This window comes from Nocardia abscessus, from assembly GCF_015477775.1.
In the GTDB taxonomy this organism is placed as follows: domain Bacteria; phylum Actinomycetota; class Actinomycetes; order Mycobacteriales; family Mycobacteriaceae; genus Nocardia; species Nocardia abscessus_A.
The window spans coordinates 50,474-65,551 of record NZ_JADLQO010000015.1 but is presented as its reverse complement, the minus strand read 5'-3'; the positions used below and the strand labels follow the sequence as shown (position 1 = coordinate 65,551).

The window sequence follows — 15,078 nt, the reverse complement described above, 5'->3', positions numbered from 1 at the left end:
CACGGCGTGGCAGTTCGGCCTCCCGTAGACCTGTCAGATGATGAGCAGCCCAGGCGTTCAGTTCGTTTCCAGGGAGCGCTTGATCTTCGTATCCACGTAGGCGATGAGGCATTGCAACGGCCAGCGGCCGTCGTCCATCGGCCCGAAAGTGTCGACGCGGTCGCGCAGCTCCCATAAGAGGTTGTCGATCTCTTCGATATCGTGCTCGGTCAGACCGACACGCTGACTTTCGGCCAGTGCCGCCAACAGTTCTCGATCGATGTCCGCCAGGTCGCCGCGAAGCCATTGGGTGCGGCCCAGGACGGCATCATGGCTCTTCAGCTCGAGGTAGTCGAACAGGTTTCGTAACGGCGTCTGCTCGATGGTGTCCGGCGGCGGGAAGGGAACGCGATTGCGAACGGCGTCGAGCTGGCGCCGGACCTCGCGGGCACTGTCTATCGAGAAGTCCTCGCTCAGATAGGCCGACAGACGGAGAAGCAGTCGCTCGATATCACTCACTCTGCGGGCTCCCCTCTTTCGATACCCGGCAGGCCCAGCGCTGGGGCGGCAACCCACGAACGCTGCGGTATCGGCAACACCGGAACCTGTGCATCATAGCGGAGAGCCGTTCAGTGGAGCCGGATTCGGGCGATGAGGGCTCGGTGGTCGGAGCCGGGGACGGTGAGGCTGTGCAGGTCTTCGGCGGTGGCGTCGGCCAGGAGGATGTGGTCGATGCCGATCACCGGGCCCCAGCTGCGGTCTTCCGGGTAGGTAAGTAGCAGACCGGCCCCGGTCTGGTCGGCGGCCGAGGCGAAGCGGCCGCGCAGGAGGTCACGATAGGCCGCGTGGTCGCGAGTCGCGTTGAAGTCGGCGCCCACGATGGCGGGACCTCGATGCGCGTCGAGGATTTCGCGCGTTCTGCGCATCTCCGATTGCCACGCCGGGAAATCGAACGGCGGCGGGACCGGGTGGAACGCGAAGACGGTGATCGGCCCCCGCTCGGGGTGATCCATCGTCGCGGAGACGTTGTGCAGGATGTATCCGTCGTACTTCTTGGTGTCCCGCAGGGGATATCGGCTGTAGATGCCGGTGCCGCCACCGCCGTCGCGGGTGGGCTCGGTGTAGTGATGGGGCAGTTCGCCGAGCAGGCCCGCGCCCGCCAGCCGCTCGATCGCGGCCTCGGTCAGTTCGTCGACGGTCAGCACGTCGACGTGGTTGTCCCGCACCGCGCGCACCACGGCGGCCGGATCGGCGCCGCCGAACAGCAGATTCGACTGCATGACGGTCAGCTGCGGACCACTCGCGGCCCGCCCTTCCGGCACGAACGCGGGCACCAGCGTCCACAACACCGCCGCGGCCAGCACCCCGGCGACGGCCGCGCTGCGCCACCCGCGCGCGATCAGCAGCAGCACCACACCCGCGATCGCGCCGATCATCAAGTACGACGCCCCCGAAGCGAGCAACACCAGCCCGCGCCGCTGCCACGCGCCGAAATGCAGCACGATCCCGACCGCGCCCACCGCGACAGCGCACCACCCCACACCGAGCAATGCCCGGCCCATCCATTTACGCATGCGGTCGAGCCTAAGCAATGCAGGCGAAGACGCGGTGGAGCGCAGGGGTGGGTTCTGTGTGGCTCGAGCGAGATCCGTCCCATGTCTACACTGGCTCACTACTGTCGGCAACGTGACGAGGTCGAGAATGTACGTCGAGGAGTTTCCCGCGAAGGGACCGCTCACGGCCGCGATCGCCGAAGACCTGGCCTTCGTTCCTGGCGTATCCCGTTCGTCCATCACGATCAGCAGTAACGGGCGCAGCGTGCACGCGCCCGTCCTGCCGGTGGCCTGGGACGTCCTGCGCATCGACTCCGGCACCATGGTCACCGTCACCGCCGCCAACGGGCTCGATGACGAAAACCGGCTGGCCATACGCCAGTTCATCGACCGCTTCCACGCGTTGACCGATACCCCGGGCACTCAGTCGGCGACAGGCGCGACCGATCTCCCGGACAGGGCCGGCAAGCGCATGTTCCGGCTGCGAGGCGACGGTGGAAGGACCGCTACCCCGCGCGGATCGCGGCCCTCCTGACCATCACCCACCCGGTCGTCGGCGCGATGCGGGTCCAGCGGAGTACCGGCGCGGCGTAGTCGAGCTTCCACGCGATGGCGGCCCCGGCCGGAGAACGCGGAATGGATCGCGCCGCGTGGAACGCGCTAGGGTGCGCGGCGACTCATCAGATCGCTCAGTGCGGCCGTGTCGGTGGTGAGCGATCCTCCCGCGAATTCTAGGGTGGCGTAAGACCTTTCGGCGGCTTCCGGGTGGCCGGCCCCGCAGGCGTCGGGGACGATGATCGGCAGATAACCCAGATCCAGGCTGTGCCGGACCGTCGGCTCGATGCCCACCTCCATGGCGATGCCCGCGATGGCGTAGGTGTCGATGCCGCTGTCGCGTAGGGCGAAGTCCAGTGGCGTCGACGCGAATGCCGACATGGTGATCTTGTCGAACACCACCTCGTCCGGGCCGGGCGTCAACTCGGGGACCAACTGGAACTGCGGTGAGCCCTGCGGAAAGCTGGAGCGCAGGGCGGCCGGGTCGTCCACCCGCTGCCAAGACATCGCGGTGCGCAGCTGCGCGACACCCGAGGCCGCGACCGGCAGCGACATGTGCCGGGTATAGAACACCCGGAAACCACCTGCCCGCGCGGCGTCACGCAAGCGCACACACGCGCGCACGATCTGCTCTCCCTCCGGGATCTGCCGCACGACGCCGACCTGCATGTCGTAGATGAGCAGCGCCATCCGCGCGGGATCGCAGGCGTCGGATACGGTCTGCGGGATGTTCAGGCCGAAGGCGTGTCGCATGCTCACGCGGTCCGGTCGTAGGGCTCGGCGACGTCGACGGCCGGGTCCATCAGCGCTTCCAGCGGCAACGGCGCCTGCACCGGGACGTAGGTCCACTCCAGGTACCCGGCCTTGGTGAGCGGGAAGTCGGCGACGTACTTCTGCGCCTCCTCGACGCTGTCGACCTCGAACACGATGACCACGCCGGGCTCGTCGGCTCGCGCGTAGTTCTCCCGGACGATGCCCGCCTTCCACAGCCGCCACACGTTGGCGACCTCCTCGGGCAGGTACGGGTTGATCGTCTCCAGCGTGACGCCGGGCTTGAAGCGGTCGAAAACGATGACCTTCATTGCTGTTTCGCTCCATGTCTGCGGTTGTCCAGGTGAACGGCATCCATGGAATCGTGATGATTACAGTGTTACAAGAACGCACTTTTCGGTGAGTAGGTAGCCAGGAGGTCCGCCGCGTGCCCGACAAGCTCTACCAGTGCGCCGTGGAGGTGACCGTCGACCTGATCGGCGGCAAGTGGAAGCCGGTGATCCTGGCCCACCTCAAGGAGGGCGTGCACCGCTACGGTGAGCTGCGCAGGCGGATGCCGACGACCAGCGAGAAGATGCTGGTCCAGCAACTGCGCGAACTGGAATCCGACGGCCTGGTCCGCCGCACCGTCTTCGACACGGTGCCTCCGCAGGTCGAGTACACCCTCACCGACGAAGGCCGCACCCTCGTGCCCGTCCTCACCGCGCTCTACGACTGGGGCGAACAGCGGGCGGCCCGCACCGGCCTCACCCTCGGCTCATGAGCCCGGGTTCTGGGTGCAGCCGTAGGACCCGAACCGTCACCCGCCGAAGACTCGCTCGACGACGGCTTTGGCACGCCGCGTGACGCGCATGTAGTGGTCGAGGAATTCGCTGCCGTCGTCGTTGGGCCAGCCCGCGACGCGCGCGACGGCGGACAAGAGGCGCCCAGGGCCCGGGAGCTGGTCGCTCGGCTTGCCGCGCACCAGGACCAAGGCGTTGCGCGCGTTGGTTGCGGTCAGCCACGCGTCACGCAGCAGCGCCACGTCGTGGGCGTCCAGCAGCTCGGTCTGCTCGATCACGTCCAGCGCTTGCAGCGTGGAGGTGTTGTGCAGGCCGGGCACCTCGTGGGCGTGGCGCAGCTGCATCAGCTGGACCGTCCACTCGATGTCGGCCAGGCCACCACGCCCGAGCTTGGTGTGCGTGGCCGGATCCGCGCCGCGGGGCAGCCGCTCCGCGTCCACCCTGGCCTTGATCCGCCGGATCTCGCGCACCGCGTCGGCCGACACACCGCCCTCCGGGTACCGCACCTTGTCGATGACGTGCAGAAAGCGCACCCCGAGCCCCTCGTCACCGGCCACCTGGTGGGCGCGCAGCAACGCCTGCACCTCCCAGGGTTGCGCCCACTGCTCGTAGTACGCGGCGTAGGCGGCCAGCGTGCGCACCAGCGGGCCGTTGCGCCCCTCCGGGCGCAGCCCGGCGTCCACGTGCAGCGGCGGGTCGGTGCTCGGCGCGCCGAGCAGCTGCTGCACCCGGTCGGCCACCCCGATGGCCCATCTCATGGCCTTGGTCTCGTCCTCGCCCGGCCGCGGGTCGCAGACGAACAGCACGTCCGCGTCGGAACCGTAACCGAGTTCCATGCCGCCGAGCCGGCCCATGCCGATCACCGCGATGTCGGCGGGCGCGGGCGCACCCCGCTCCGCCTCGCTCGCCCGGATCACCGCGAGCAACGATGCCTCGAGTACCGCGACCCACACCGACGACAGCGCCCGGCACACCTGCGGCACCTCGAGCATGCCGAGCAGATCGGCCGAGGCCACCCGCGCGAGTTCGTGCCTGCGCAGCGAACGCGCCGCGGCCACAGCGCGTTTCGAGTCGTCGTAGCGGGCGGCGGCGGTGAGGATGCCGCGGGCCACCTCGTCGGGCTGCGGGCCGAGCAGCAGCGGGCCGCCGGGGCCGTCGGCGTACATCCGGATGGTCTCGGGCGCGTTGATCAGCAGATCGGGCAGATACTCCGAGGAGCCGAGCACGATCATGAGCCGCTGCGCGATGGCCCCCTCGTCGCGCAGTTCGCGCAGGAACCAGATCTGGTCGGCGAGCCCCTCCGACACCCGGCGGTAGGCCAGCAGGCCCGCATCGGGATTCGGTGTGTCGCTGAGCCATTCGAGCAGCGTCGGCAGCAGCAGGGCTTGGATGCGGCCTTTGCGGGACACTCCGCCGGTCAGCGCCTTCAGATGACCGAGCGCGTGCTCCGGCGCCGCGTAGCCCAGGGCGGCCAGCTGCCGGATCGCGGCCTCGGGGCTCAGCCGCAGCGCGTCGGAGTCCAGGCGCGCCACCGATTCCAGCAGCGGCCGGTAGAACAACTTCGCGTGCAATCGCCGCACTCGCACCGCGTTCCGGCGGATCTCGCTGCCGAGCACACCGACCGCGTCCTGCCTGCCGTCGGGCCGGATGTGGGCGGCGCGGGCCAGCCACCGCATGCCTTCCTCGTCGTCGGCGGCGGGCAGCGTATGGGTGCGCCGTAGCCGCTGAAGCTGGAGCCGGTGTTCGAGCAACCGCAGGAATTCGTACGACGCCGTGAGATTGGCCGCGTCGTCGCGACCGACGTACCCGCCCGCGGCCAGCGCGGTCAGCGCCTCGACCGTGCCCTGCACGTGCAACGTCTCGTCCACCCGCCCGTGCACCAATTGCAGTAGCTGCACGGCGAATTCGACATCGCGGAGGCTGCCGTGCCCGAGTTTGAGCTCACGCTCGCGCAGGTCGGCCGGCACCAGATCCTCCACCCGCCGGCGCATCGCCTGGACGTCGGCGACGAAGTCGGGACGTTCCGACGCCTGCCAGACCATCGGCATCAGCGCGGCGCGGTACTGCTCGCCGAGCGCGAGATCACCGGTCGCCGGGCGGTTCTTCAACAGCGCCTGGAACTCCCAGGTCCGTGCCCATCGCTTGTAGTAGGCGACGTGCGAATCCAGCGTCCGCACCAGCGCCCCGGCTTTGCCCTCCGGCCGCAGCGCCGCGTCGACCTCGAAGAACGCCTGGCTCGCCACGCTCATCATCTCCGCGGCCAGGCGCGTGGCGGTGGCGTCGGCGGGTTCGGCCACGAAAACCACGTCGACGTCGCTGACATAGTTCAGCTCGCGCGCGCCGCACTTGCCCATCGCGAGCACGCCCAGCCGCACCGGTACCGGCTCGTCCTTGCAGACCCGCGCCACGGCGACCGCCAGCGCCGCGGTCAGGGCGGCGTCGGCCAGGTCGGTGAGCTGCCTGCCGACCACCTGGTAGGGCAGCACGGGCTCGTTCTCCACGGTGGCCGCCAGATCCAGCGCGGCCAGCAGCATCAATTGGTCCCGGTACCGCCTGCGCAGCAACGCCACCACTTCGGGGCCGGAGATCCCGGCGCGGAACAGCAGCGGCGCCGCGTTCGGCCCCTGCTCGGGTTCCGCCTCGACCACCGCGAGCAGATCGGCGATCAGCTCGTCGCGTTCGGGCAACTCCTTGCGGCGCAAGGTCTCCCAGGCCGACGGCTCGGCGACGAGGTGATCGCCGAGCGCGCTGGACGAGCCGAGCAGCGCGAACAGCCTGCCGCGCAGCGACGTATCCGCTCGGATCGCCGAATCGATGGCGTCCCACCCGCTTCCGATGCTCTCGCGCAGCCGCATGAGCGTGCTCAGCGCGAGGTCGGCGTCCGGTGCGCGGGACAGCGCCCACAGTACGGGGATGCTCTCGACGTTGTCCCAGCCCAGTTCGCGCAGCGACGCGGCAGCGGACGGCTCGAGCAATCCGAGCCGGCCGACACCGGGGACGGCGGAGCGCGCAGACGGTGGCCGGACCATGGTTCTCAAATTACATGGCCGGGACCGGGGGCACGCCGCCCACGGACATCGCCCGGGTTACAACCCCAGGTATTCCTTGAGCTCGAACGGCGTCACCTGGCTGCGGTAGTCCGCCCACTCCCGGCGCTTGTTGCGCAGGAAGAAGTCGAACACGTGCTCACCGAGGGTCTCGGCGACCAGTTCGGAGCGCTCCATCGCCTGCAGCGCCTCGTCCAGCGTGCCGGGCAGCTCACGGAAGCCCATCGCGCGCCGCTCCGCGACGGTCAGCGACCACACGTCGTCCTCCGCTTCCGGCGGCAGCGTGTAGCCCTTCTCGATGCCCCGCAAACCGGCCGCGAGCAGGACGGCGAAGGTCAGGTAGGGGTTGCACGCGGAATCCGGGCTGCGGATCTCGACACGGCGCGAAGAAGACTTGTTCGGCGTGTACATCGGCACGCGGACCAGCGCGGAGCGGTTGGACCGGCCCCACGAGGCGGCCGTGGGCGCCTCGCCGCCGTGGATGAGGCGCTTGTAGGAGTTCACCCACTGGTTGGTGACCGCGCTGATCTCCGGGGCGTGCTCGAGAATGCCCGCGATGAACGCCCGCGCCGTCTCCGACAGGTTGATCGGGTCGTCCGGGTCGTGGAAGGCGTTGGTCTCGCCTTCGAACAGGCTCATGTGCGTGTGCATCGCCGAGCCCGGGTACTGGGCGAACGGCTTGGGCATGAAGGTCGCGCGCACGCCCTCGTCGATGGCCACTTCCTTGATCAGGTAGCGGAAGGTCATCACGTTGTCCGCCATGGACAGCGCGTCGGCGTAGCGCAGGTCGATCTCCTGCTGGCCCGGTGCGCCCTCGTGGTGGCTGAACTCCACGGAGATGCCCATGGACTCCAGCGCGTCGATGGCGTGGCGGCGGAAGTTCGGCGCCGAATCGTGCACGGCCTGATCGAAGAAGCCGCCACTGTCGGCGGGTACCGGCGTGCTGCCCTGCGGGCCGTTCTCCAGCAGGAAGAACTCGATCTCCGGGTGCACGTAGCAGCTGAAGCCGACATCGCCCGCCTTGTTGAGCTGGCGGCGGAGCACGTGGCGCGGGTCGGCCCAGGACGGCGAGCCCTCGGGCATGGTGATGTCGCAGAACATGCGCGCGGAGTGCTGGTGGCCCTTGCTGGTGGCCCACGGCAGCACCTGGAAGGTCGACGGATCCGGCCGGGCGACCATGTCGGCCTCCGAGACGCGGGCGAAGCCCTCGATGGCCGAGCCGTCGAAACCGATACCCTCTTCGAACGCGCCTTCCAGCTCGGCGGGGGCGATCGCGACGGACTTCAGGTAACCCAAGACGTCGGTGAACCAGAGACGTACGAAGCGGATGTCCCGCTCTTCGAGCGTCCGCAGCACGAATTCCTTCTGGCGATCCATGCCCGCGAGCGTAAGCATCCGGCGTTAAATCTGTGTTACATACACGCTTAAGATTGCTGACCTGGATTTTTTCGAAAGACTCCGCACAGCCGGATCGTCCGGTTTGTGAGATTTTCCGCCGCGAACCGGGCGGCGTCACCCGTCAGCAACCGCCGCCGGGTTCAGCAGGTGAGGCCAGGAGCGGGTTCGGTCAGATCGATCAGATAGGCGGTGACCGCGTCGTCCACACACGGCACGCCGCCCGCCAGCGCCACCGTGTGCCGGTTGCCCTGGTAGGTGATCAGCGCGGCGCCCAGCTGCCCGGCCAGGTCGACGCCGGCCTGGTACGGCGTGGCCGGATCCTCGGTCGTGGACACCACCACCGTCTTCGGCAGGCCCGTCACGGAGATGCGGTGCGGTTCACTCGTGTTCGGCACCGGCCACGCGGTGCACAGCTCCAGCGGAGCCGCCCCGGTGGCACGGCCGTCGTCCAGGAACGGTGCCGCCTTGCGGTACTCCGCGTCCTGGCGAGCGGTGACCTCACGATCGCCGATGCGCGGGTCGTCGACGCACCGGATGGCGTTGAACGCGTCGGTGGTGTTGGCGTAGCTGCCGTCGTCGCGGCGGCCGTCGTAGATGTCGGCCAGCGCCAGCAGCGTGTCGCCGCGTCCGTCGCGCAGCTCGGACAATCCCAGCGTGAGCACCTTCCACAGCTCGTCGGTGTAGAGCGCTTGGCGCACGCCCGTGAGCGCGTCACCGTAGGTCAGCCCGCGCGGGTCGGTGGTCGGGGCCGGCTTGTCCCACAGCGGGTTCACCAGCGCGCGGAAGCGCGGCACCGCCTGCGCCGGATCGGCGCCGAGCGGGCAGTCCGGCTGCTTCGCGCAGTCCGCGGCGTAGGCGTCGAACACCTTCTGGAAGCCCGCCGCCTGCCGCAGCGACTCCTGCACCGGGTCCTGCGAGGAGTCGATGGCGCCGTCGAGCACCATGGCGCGCACCCGGTCCGGGAACCTCTCCGCGTACGCCGAGCCGATCTTCGTGCCGTAGGAGTACCCGATGTAGGTCAGCTTCGCGTCGCCCAGCACGGCACGCATGACGTCGAGGTCCTGCACCACTTCGCGGGTGCCGACGTGCGCGAGGAAATCCTTCCCGGTGCGCTCGGCGCAGCGGTCGGCGTACCGGCGATTGTCGGCCTCGGCGTCGGCGATGCCCTCCCGCGTGTAGTCCTCCTGGGGCTCGGCGCGCTCGGCGTCCTGCTCCTGCGGGGTCTGGCAGACGATCAGCGGTGTGGAGGACCCGACGCCGCGCGGGTCGAAACCGACCCGGTCGAAGCGCTCGGCCAGCGGCGTCTTGTTGCCGAGCGAGGACATGGCGAGCCCGGACTCCCCCGGTCCGCCCGGGTTCATCAGCAGCGAACCGACGCGCTGTCCGGTCGCCTGGATCCGGGACACCGCGATCTGCGCGGTCGGGCCGTCGGGCGCCGCGTAGTCCACCGGCACGGTGATCCGCGCGCACTGCGTGTTCGGGGGCAGCCGGTCGTCCGGGCCGCCGAAGTCGGCGCAGTCCCCCCACTGCACGGCCTGGCCGTAGAACGTCTCCAGTCCGGTGGGCGCGGCCGGCATCGGCTGACCCGATTCGGTGCGGGTGACAGCGCATCCCGAGACCAGGACAGCGACCAGGGCGGGCACCGCCATCACGAGCGCACCGCGCCTACTCCGCACCGTCGACATGTCTCGATATTGCCATCGGGCAAACCTGGACGCCGACTCGGGCGAGCCCGCGCGCCGCTGTGACCAATTGCACCGATCATCGGCCTTAATCCGGCACCGTGGCGGGTGGCACACTGAATCTCGTCAGACACTCCCGGGGACCCGCACGGGCCCCGAGGCGACACAGACGAAAGGGACGATGATGTCCGTATCCGATTCGGAAACCCCTGCCTACGGTGCGGCGCCCGCGGAGCCCAAGAAGGTCACGCGCAAGACCCGGGTGCACCACCTGCAGCAGATGAAAGCCGACGGCGAGCGCTGGGCGATGCTGACCGCCTACGACTACTCCTCGGCGCGGCTGTTCGAAGAGGCAGGCATTCCCGTACTGCTGGTCGGCGACTCCGCGGCCAACGTCGTCTACGGCTACGACACCACCGTGCCGATCACCGTGGACGAGCTCATCCCGCTGGTGCGCGGCGTGGTGCGCGGCGCACCACACGCGCTGGTGGTGGCCGACCTGCCGTTCGGCACCTACGAGTCCTCCCCGCAGCAAGCCCTGGCCACCGCGACCCGCTTCATGAAGGAGGGCGGGGCGCACGCGGTGAAGCTGGAGGGCGGCGAGCGGGTCGCCGAGCAGATCGCGGTGATCACCGCGGCGGGCATCCCGGTCATGGCGCATATCGGCTTCACTCCGCAGAGCGTGAACACGCTGGGCGGATTCCGGGTGCAAGGTCGCGGCGACGGTGCCGAGCAGTTGATCGCCGACGCCATCGCGGTCCAGGAGGCCGGCGCGTTCTCGGTGGTCATGGAGATGGTTCCGGCCGAGCTGGCCGGGCAGGTCACCCGCAAGCTGACCATTCCGACCGTCGGCATCGGCGCTGGCGCCGACACCGACGCGCAGGTGCTGGTCTGGCAGGACATGGCCGGCTACACCAGCGGCAAGACCGCGAAGTTCGTCAAGCGCTTCGGCAACATCGGCGACGAGTTGCGCACGGCCGCCGCCGCGTACGCCGACGAAGTGCGCCGGGGCACCTTCCCCGGCCCGGAGCACAGCTTCTGACCGGCGGCTCCGAGGAGACGACGCCCGGCCGGGCAGCGCACGCACCAGCCACGCTGCTCGGCCAGCCGCTGCGACCGCTCGTGGACTGGGCGCGCAGCGTGCTGCACGCCGGCGACATCGAGGTCACCGGCGCCGCGGTGGAGACCAAGCGCCGAGCCTGGTCGCTGCTGGCACGCATCCCCACCGACGCCGGGCCGATGTGGGTGAAGGCGAACGCGCGCGCCTTCGCCCACGAGGGTCCGCTGGTGCTCCGCCTGGCCCGCCTGCGTCCCGGCAGCGTGCTGGAACCACTCGCGGTGCGCGGACCACGGCTGGCTACTCAGTCCGGACGGTGGCGCCACCTCTGCTCGACGAGCTGCGCGGGCGCTTCCGCTGACTATTCCCAGCGAAATCGGTGGGTTCGGGCCGGTCGGTGAAATCAATGGCAGACTCGATGCCGACAATACCGACACGACCAGAGGTACCGATGCCGCACAGCCGTTGGATTTCACGCAGCACCCTGCTGGTGGCGGGCGCTCTCGCCGCCGCGGCGTTGACCGCTTGCGGCAGCGAGACGAGCCCGGCCCCCACCGGCAGCTCGAGTTCGACCACGGTGTCGGCCACCGCCGCGCCCGGCACGACCTCCGGCCGCGTCACGCCCGCCAGCCCGGAGATCTCCGACGCGGCCGCGACCCAGCTGTGCGACTTGATCCGGCCGGAGCTGTCCAACTGGCGCATCCAGGGCGGGACCCTGGGCAAGATCGGGCTGAACGCGCTGGTGCACGAATGGGCGCTGCGCAACGGCGGCATCAACGCCGCGGTGCTGGGCGACAAGCCGATCGTCGACCGCGTCACCACGAAGAGCTGCCCTGACGTGCGTCAGCAGGCCATCGAGGCGTTGGGCATCCCCGATCTGGCCTCCGGCCTGGCGTTCTGATCCGGCCGGCCCGATGCGCACCCTCTATCCCGCGATCGAGCCCTACGAGTCCGGCATGCTGGCGGTCGGCGACGGTCAGTCGGTGTACTGGGAGGTCAGCGGCAACCCGGACGGCAAGCCCGTGGTGTTCCTGCACGGCGGCCCCGGTGGCGGCACCGCGCCGTTCCACCGGCGATTCTTCGATCCGGCCGCCTACCGCATCGTGCTGTTCGACCAGCGGGGTTGCGGCCGCTCCACCCCGCATCTGGCCGATGGCGCGAGTCTGGAGCACAACACCACCGGGCACTTGATCGCCGACATCGAGGCGCTGCGCGAGCATCTGGGCGTCGAACGCTGGCAGGTGTTCGGCGGCTCCTGGGGTTCCACGCTCGCGCTGGCCTACGCGCAGCGGCACCCCGAACGCGTGACCGAACTGGTGCTGCGCGGAATCTTCCTGTTGCGCCGCAAGGAGATCGACTGGTACTACAACGGCGCCGCGGGTTACGTCTACCCGGACGAGTGGGAGAAGTTCCTCGCGCCGGTGCCCGAGGACGAACGCGACCAGGACCTGGTCGAGGTCTACCACCGGCTGCTGCACTCGCCCGACGAGGACCTCGCCCGCGCGGCCGCGGTCGCCTGGTCCACCTGGGAGGGCGCGACGAGTTCGCTGCTGCCGCACCCGGATCGAGTGGCCGAAACGGCCGAGCCGCGGTTCGCACTGGCTTTCGCCAGGATCGAGAACCATTACTTCCGCCACGGCGGGTTCCTCGACGAGGGCCAGCTGCTGCGCGACATCGCCGCCATCACGCACATTCCCGCCGTGATCGTGCAGGGCCGCCACGATATCGTCTGCCCGGCGGTCAGCGCGTGGGATCTGCACCGGGCCTGGCCCGGGTCGATCCTGCACATCGTCGACGACGCCGGGCACGCGGCGAACGAGCCCGGCATCACCCATCACCTCGTGGAAGCGACCGACCGATTCGCGAAAGTGGGAGTGAGCACGGTGACCACAGCCGGGGACGCACTGATCGGCGCACTGCGGGACGACATCGACCGGCTCTCGGACGCCGAGCCCGAAGTCCGGGCCGACGCGGAGGATTCGGTTCACCAGATGCGGGTGGCCACCCGCAGGCTGCGCAGCGTGCTGCGGTCCTACGGCACCCTGCTGGTCAAGAAACCGGCCGCCGCGATGAACGCCGAACTCAAGTGGCTGGCCGGATTGCTCGGCGAGGCGCGGGACGCGGAGGTGCGCGCCGAGCGGTTCGCCGCGCTGCTGGCCGAGCACGGCGAGGGCGCCGAGCCGGCCGATCTGGACGCGGTCACCGCGCGTCTGGTGAACGCCGAGCGGGAGCGCTATCGCGCCGCGCACGACGAGGTGCTGGCCGCGTTGGACGGCAAACGCTACCGCAAGTTGCGCGACGAACTGGACCGGTGGCGCACCGCCCCGCCGCTGCGCCACTCCCGCGCCGACGCGCCCGCGACGGACGTTTTCGGGGAGGTGCTGCGGCGTGATCTCGACCGGGTGGCGTCGCTGGTCCGCGCCGAGCCCACCGTGGACCCACACGAACGGGTCGAGCTGCTGCACGATATCCGCAAGAGCGCCAAGCGTTTACGTTATTCCTGTGAAGCAGCGGAGCAGGTGATCGGGGACGAAGCCGCCGAGCGAGGCCGCCGAGCGAAGAAGCTGCAGACGGTGCTCGGCGACCATCGGGACGCGGTGGAGTCGCACAGCGCGATCGTGCACCGGGCGGCCGAAGCCACGGCGGCGGAGGAGGATGCGGGCCTCTACGACATTCTCGCGGCCGCGGAGGACGCGGCGGCCGGGCGTGAACTGAGCCGCTACCCGGCCACCGCCGCGGCGCTGTTCGGATGAGCCACCTCGGGTGACCGCATCGCCGACCGACGCACCGGCCGTCCTCGTTCACGCCGGGTAGGCGAAGGACACCTTCCGCTCCCTCGGGTCCGCCGACACCAACCGCACCCGTACCGTCTCCCCTTCCGGCGGCCGGCCCGCGCACGGCCCCAGCACCGGCGGATCCGCGATGAAGACCACGGCCGGGCGATTGCCGTTGGCCTCACGGACCACCACGGCGTCGAACTCCGCGCCGGTCCGCCGCGCCAGCAGGGTGGACTCGGTCAGGTCGATGCAGGCGCGTTCGATCTTGCCCGCTACGCCGTCGCTGCGCCGCATGGCCTCGGCCGCGCCCGCCAGCCCGTCCCGCACCCAACTCGGCACCTCGGCGCCCGCGCACCTGGCCAGGCATATCTCGGTCGCGAACCGGTCCGACAACCGCCGCAGCGGGGCGGTGACGTGTGCGTACGGAGCGCCGATCGCACTGTGGCGCAGCGCTGCCGGTGCGGGCGGCTCGTCTGCCGCGCCGTCGACCACGGTGTAGGAGGCTCCGCGCAGCAGGGTCGTCGCCTCGGACATCAGCACCAGCGCGGCGGGCGTGTTCGGGTCCAGCCGGGCCAGCATCCGCCCGACCGCTTCGTCGGCGGGCCAGGCCACGTCCAGCGCCTGCGCGGTCCGGCGCATCGAATCGATCGCGGAATCCGACGGCGGCGGCATGGTGCGCAACAGCGCGACCCGCTCACCCGCGGGTGCGTCCGCGTTCAGCATGATCTGCGCCGCGCACATACCGGTCAGCAGCGAGACCTGCTCGTTCCAGTCGTCGGCGGCGGTGCGCGGTTCCACCACCAGCCGCCAGTGCCCGTCGGCGCGCTCGTCCTTGACGACGGCTTGCGCGGGCAGCCGCAGTCCGATCGCACCGCGCGCCAGCCCCGCCTCCATGCGCCGCGTGCCGAATTCCGGCAGGGCCGCGATGGACGGATGCAGCCGACCGGCCTCGGCGTCGCCCTGCACACGCAAGTAGTCGAGCCGGGCACGGGAGCGCACCAGCGCCCGTACCACTGTGAACCGCACCGGTTCGGCTTGCTCGTCGAGTTCGATGGTCCACAGCGCGGCCGGACGCGTCCGTTCGGGAAGCAGGCTCGCGGACCCTTCCGACAGCGCGCGTGGGTGCAGCGGCACCGTGCCGTCGGGTAGATAGAAGGTTTGACCCCTGGCGCCGGACTCTTTGGCGAGTGCGCCGTCGGGAGGGATCACGGCACCCACATCGGCGATGGCGTAGTGCACGGTGAAGCCGCTGGGGGTGCGATCGATGTGCAGGGCCTGGTCCAGATCCATGGCCCCGGGTGGGTCGATCGTCACGAACGGGATGTCCGTGCGATCGACCCGGGTGCCCGCGAACGCGTCCACCGCGTCGCGGGCCTCCGCGCCGGCCTCGGCGGGATACGCCGAGGCCAGCCCGAACTCGGAACGTATGGCGCCGAAATCGACCGGCGCCGAGACGATCCGCTGGTGGAGTTCCACG

At 70.0% G+C, this 15,078-nt stretch carries 14 protein-coding genes and 1 pseudogene; 7 read left to right on the top strand and 8 right to left on the bottom strand.

Annotated features, from left to right (window positions below; translation table 11 throughout):
- Positions 1 to 57: 57 nt before the first annotated feature.
- Both IU450_RS30285 and IU450_RS30280 read right to left on the bottom strand, forming a co-directional pair.
- A complete protein-coding gene (locus tag IU450_RS30285; RefSeq protein ID WP_195153144.1) occupies positions 58 to 498 on the bottom strand; it encodes a hypothetical protein in 441 nt (146 codons plus the stop codon).
- A 110-nt stretch (positions 499 to 608) separates the two neighbouring features.
- Positions 609 to 1,553 carry an endonuclease/exonuclease/phosphatase family protein gene (locus IU450_RS30280; protein WP_195153143.1) on the bottom strand — a complete coding sequence of 315 codons (945 nt, stop codon included), beginning with the start codon at positions 1,551 to 1,553 and terminating at the stop codon, positions 609 to 611.
- A 112-nt stretch (positions 1,554 to 1,665) separates the two neighbouring features.
- Here IU450_RS30280 and IU450_RS30275 point away from each other — a divergent pair, with 112 nt between their 5' ends.
- Entirely contained in the window at positions 1,666 to 2,067 is a 402-nt protein-coding gene (locus IU450_RS30275) for a hypothetical protein (RefSeq protein ID WP_195153142.1), read from the top strand.
- A 125-nt stretch (positions 2,068 to 2,192) separates the two neighbouring features.
- On the opposite strand, the gene IU450_RS30270 is transcribed toward IU450_RS30275, so the two are convergent.
- Positions 2,193 to 2,840: a cysteine hydrolase gene (locus IU450_RS30270; protein WP_195153260.1), complete on the bottom strand. Its 648-nt coding sequence runs from the start codon at positions 2,838 to 2,840 to the stop codon at positions 2,193 to 2,195.
- 2 nt (positions 2,841 to 2,842) lie between these two features.
- The gene (locus tag IU450_RS30265; protein WP_043689051.1) at positions 2,843 to 3,169 is read right to left on the bottom strand and encodes a hypothetical protein; all 327 of its coding nucleotides are present in this window, start codon (positions 3,167 to 3,169) and stop codon (positions 2,843 to 2,845) included.
- A gap of 116 nt (positions 3,170 to 3,285) precedes the next feature.
- On the opposite strand from IU450_RS30265, the gene IU450_RS30260 reads away from it, so the two are divergent.
- Positions 3,286 to 3,621: a winged helix-turn-helix transcriptional regulator gene (locus tag IU450_RS30260; RefSeq protein ID WP_195153141.1), complete on the top strand. Its 336-nt coding sequence runs from the start codon at positions 3,286 to 3,288 to the stop codon at positions 3,619 to 3,621.
- A gap of 36 nt (positions 3,622 to 3,657) precedes the next feature.
- Here IU450_RS30260 and IU450_RS30255 read toward each other — a convergent pair whose 3' ends face one another.
- The 3 genes from IU450_RS30255 to IU450_RS30245 all read right to left on the bottom strand — a co-directional run bounded on the left by IU450_RS30255 (position 3,658) and on the right by IU450_RS30245 (position 9,770).
- Positions 3,658 to 6,669: a bifunctional [glutamine synthetase] adenylyltransferase/[glutamine synthetase]-adenylyl-L-tyrosine phosphorylase gene (locus tag IU450_RS30255; RefSeq protein WP_195153140.1), complete on the bottom strand. Its 3,012-nt coding sequence runs from the start codon at positions 6,667 to 6,669 to the stop codon at positions 3,658 to 3,660.
- Between the two features lie 57 nt (positions 6,670 to 6,726).
- Positions 6,727 to 8,064 carry a type I glutamate--ammonia ligase gene (glnA, locus tag IU450_RS30250; RefSeq protein WP_195153139.1) on the bottom strand — a complete coding sequence of 446 codons (1,338 nt, stop codon included), beginning with the start codon at positions 8,062 to 8,064 and terminating at the stop codon, positions 6,727 to 6,729.
- A 161-nt stretch (positions 8,065 to 8,225) separates the two neighbouring features.
- Positions 8,226 to 9,770, bottom strand: coding sequence for an alpha/beta hydrolase (locus IU450_RS30245; protein ID WP_195153138.1), 1,545 nt, complete (start codon positions 9,768 to 9,770; stop codon positions 8,226 to 8,228).
- 181 nt (positions 9,771 to 9,951) lie between these two features.
- On the opposite strand from IU450_RS30245, the gene panB reads away from it, so the two are divergent.
- The 5 genes and pseudogenes from panB (at position 9,952) to IU450_RS40200 (ending at position 13,577) form a co-directional block, all read left to right on the top strand.
- Positions 9,952 to 10,809: a 3-methyl-2-oxobutanoate hydroxymethyltransferase gene (gene panB / locus IU450_RS30240; RefSeq protein ID WP_195153259.1), complete on the top strand. Its 858-nt coding sequence runs from the start codon at positions 9,952 to 9,954 to the stop codon at positions 10,807 to 10,809.
- 80 nt (positions 10,810 to 10,889) lie between these two features.
- The gene (locus IU450_RS30235) at positions 10,890 to 11,225 is read left to right on the top strand and encodes a hypothetical protein (protein ID WP_195153137.1); all 336 of its coding nucleotides are present in this window, start codon (positions 10,890 to 10,892) and stop codon (positions 11,223 to 11,225) included.
- Positions 11,226 to 11,275: 50 nt separating this feature from the next.
- Positions 11,276 to 11,725, top strand: a complete 450-nt coding sequence (locus tag IU450_RS30230) for a hypothetical protein (protein WP_195153136.1) — start codon at positions 11,276 to 11,278, stop codon at positions 11,723 to 11,725.
- A gap of 13 nt (positions 11,726 to 11,738) precedes the next feature.
- A pseudogene (pip, locus tag IU450_RS40205) lies at positions 11,739 to 12,686 on the top strand (prolyl aminopeptidase); the annotation flags it as partial.
- Positions 12,666 to 13,577 (top strand): CHAD domain-containing protein, encoded by a 912-nt coding sequence (locus IU450_RS40200; RefSeq protein ID WP_324197888.1) that lies wholly within the window; start codon positions 12,666 to 12,668, stop codon positions 13,575 to 13,577. The pseudogene pip and the gene IU450_RS40200, both read left to right, overlap by 21 nt.
- 48 nt (positions 13,578 to 13,625) lie before the next feature.
- Here the strand turns inward: IU450_RS40200 and IU450_RS30220 are convergent, their stop codons facing one another.
- On the bottom strand, positions 13,626 to 15,077 hold the full coding sequence (locus IU450_RS30220; protein WP_195153134.1) for an RNB domain-containing ribonuclease: 1,452 nt from the start codon (positions 15,075 to 15,077) through the stop codon (positions 13,626 to 13,628).
- Position 15,078: the final 1 nt, after the last annotated feature.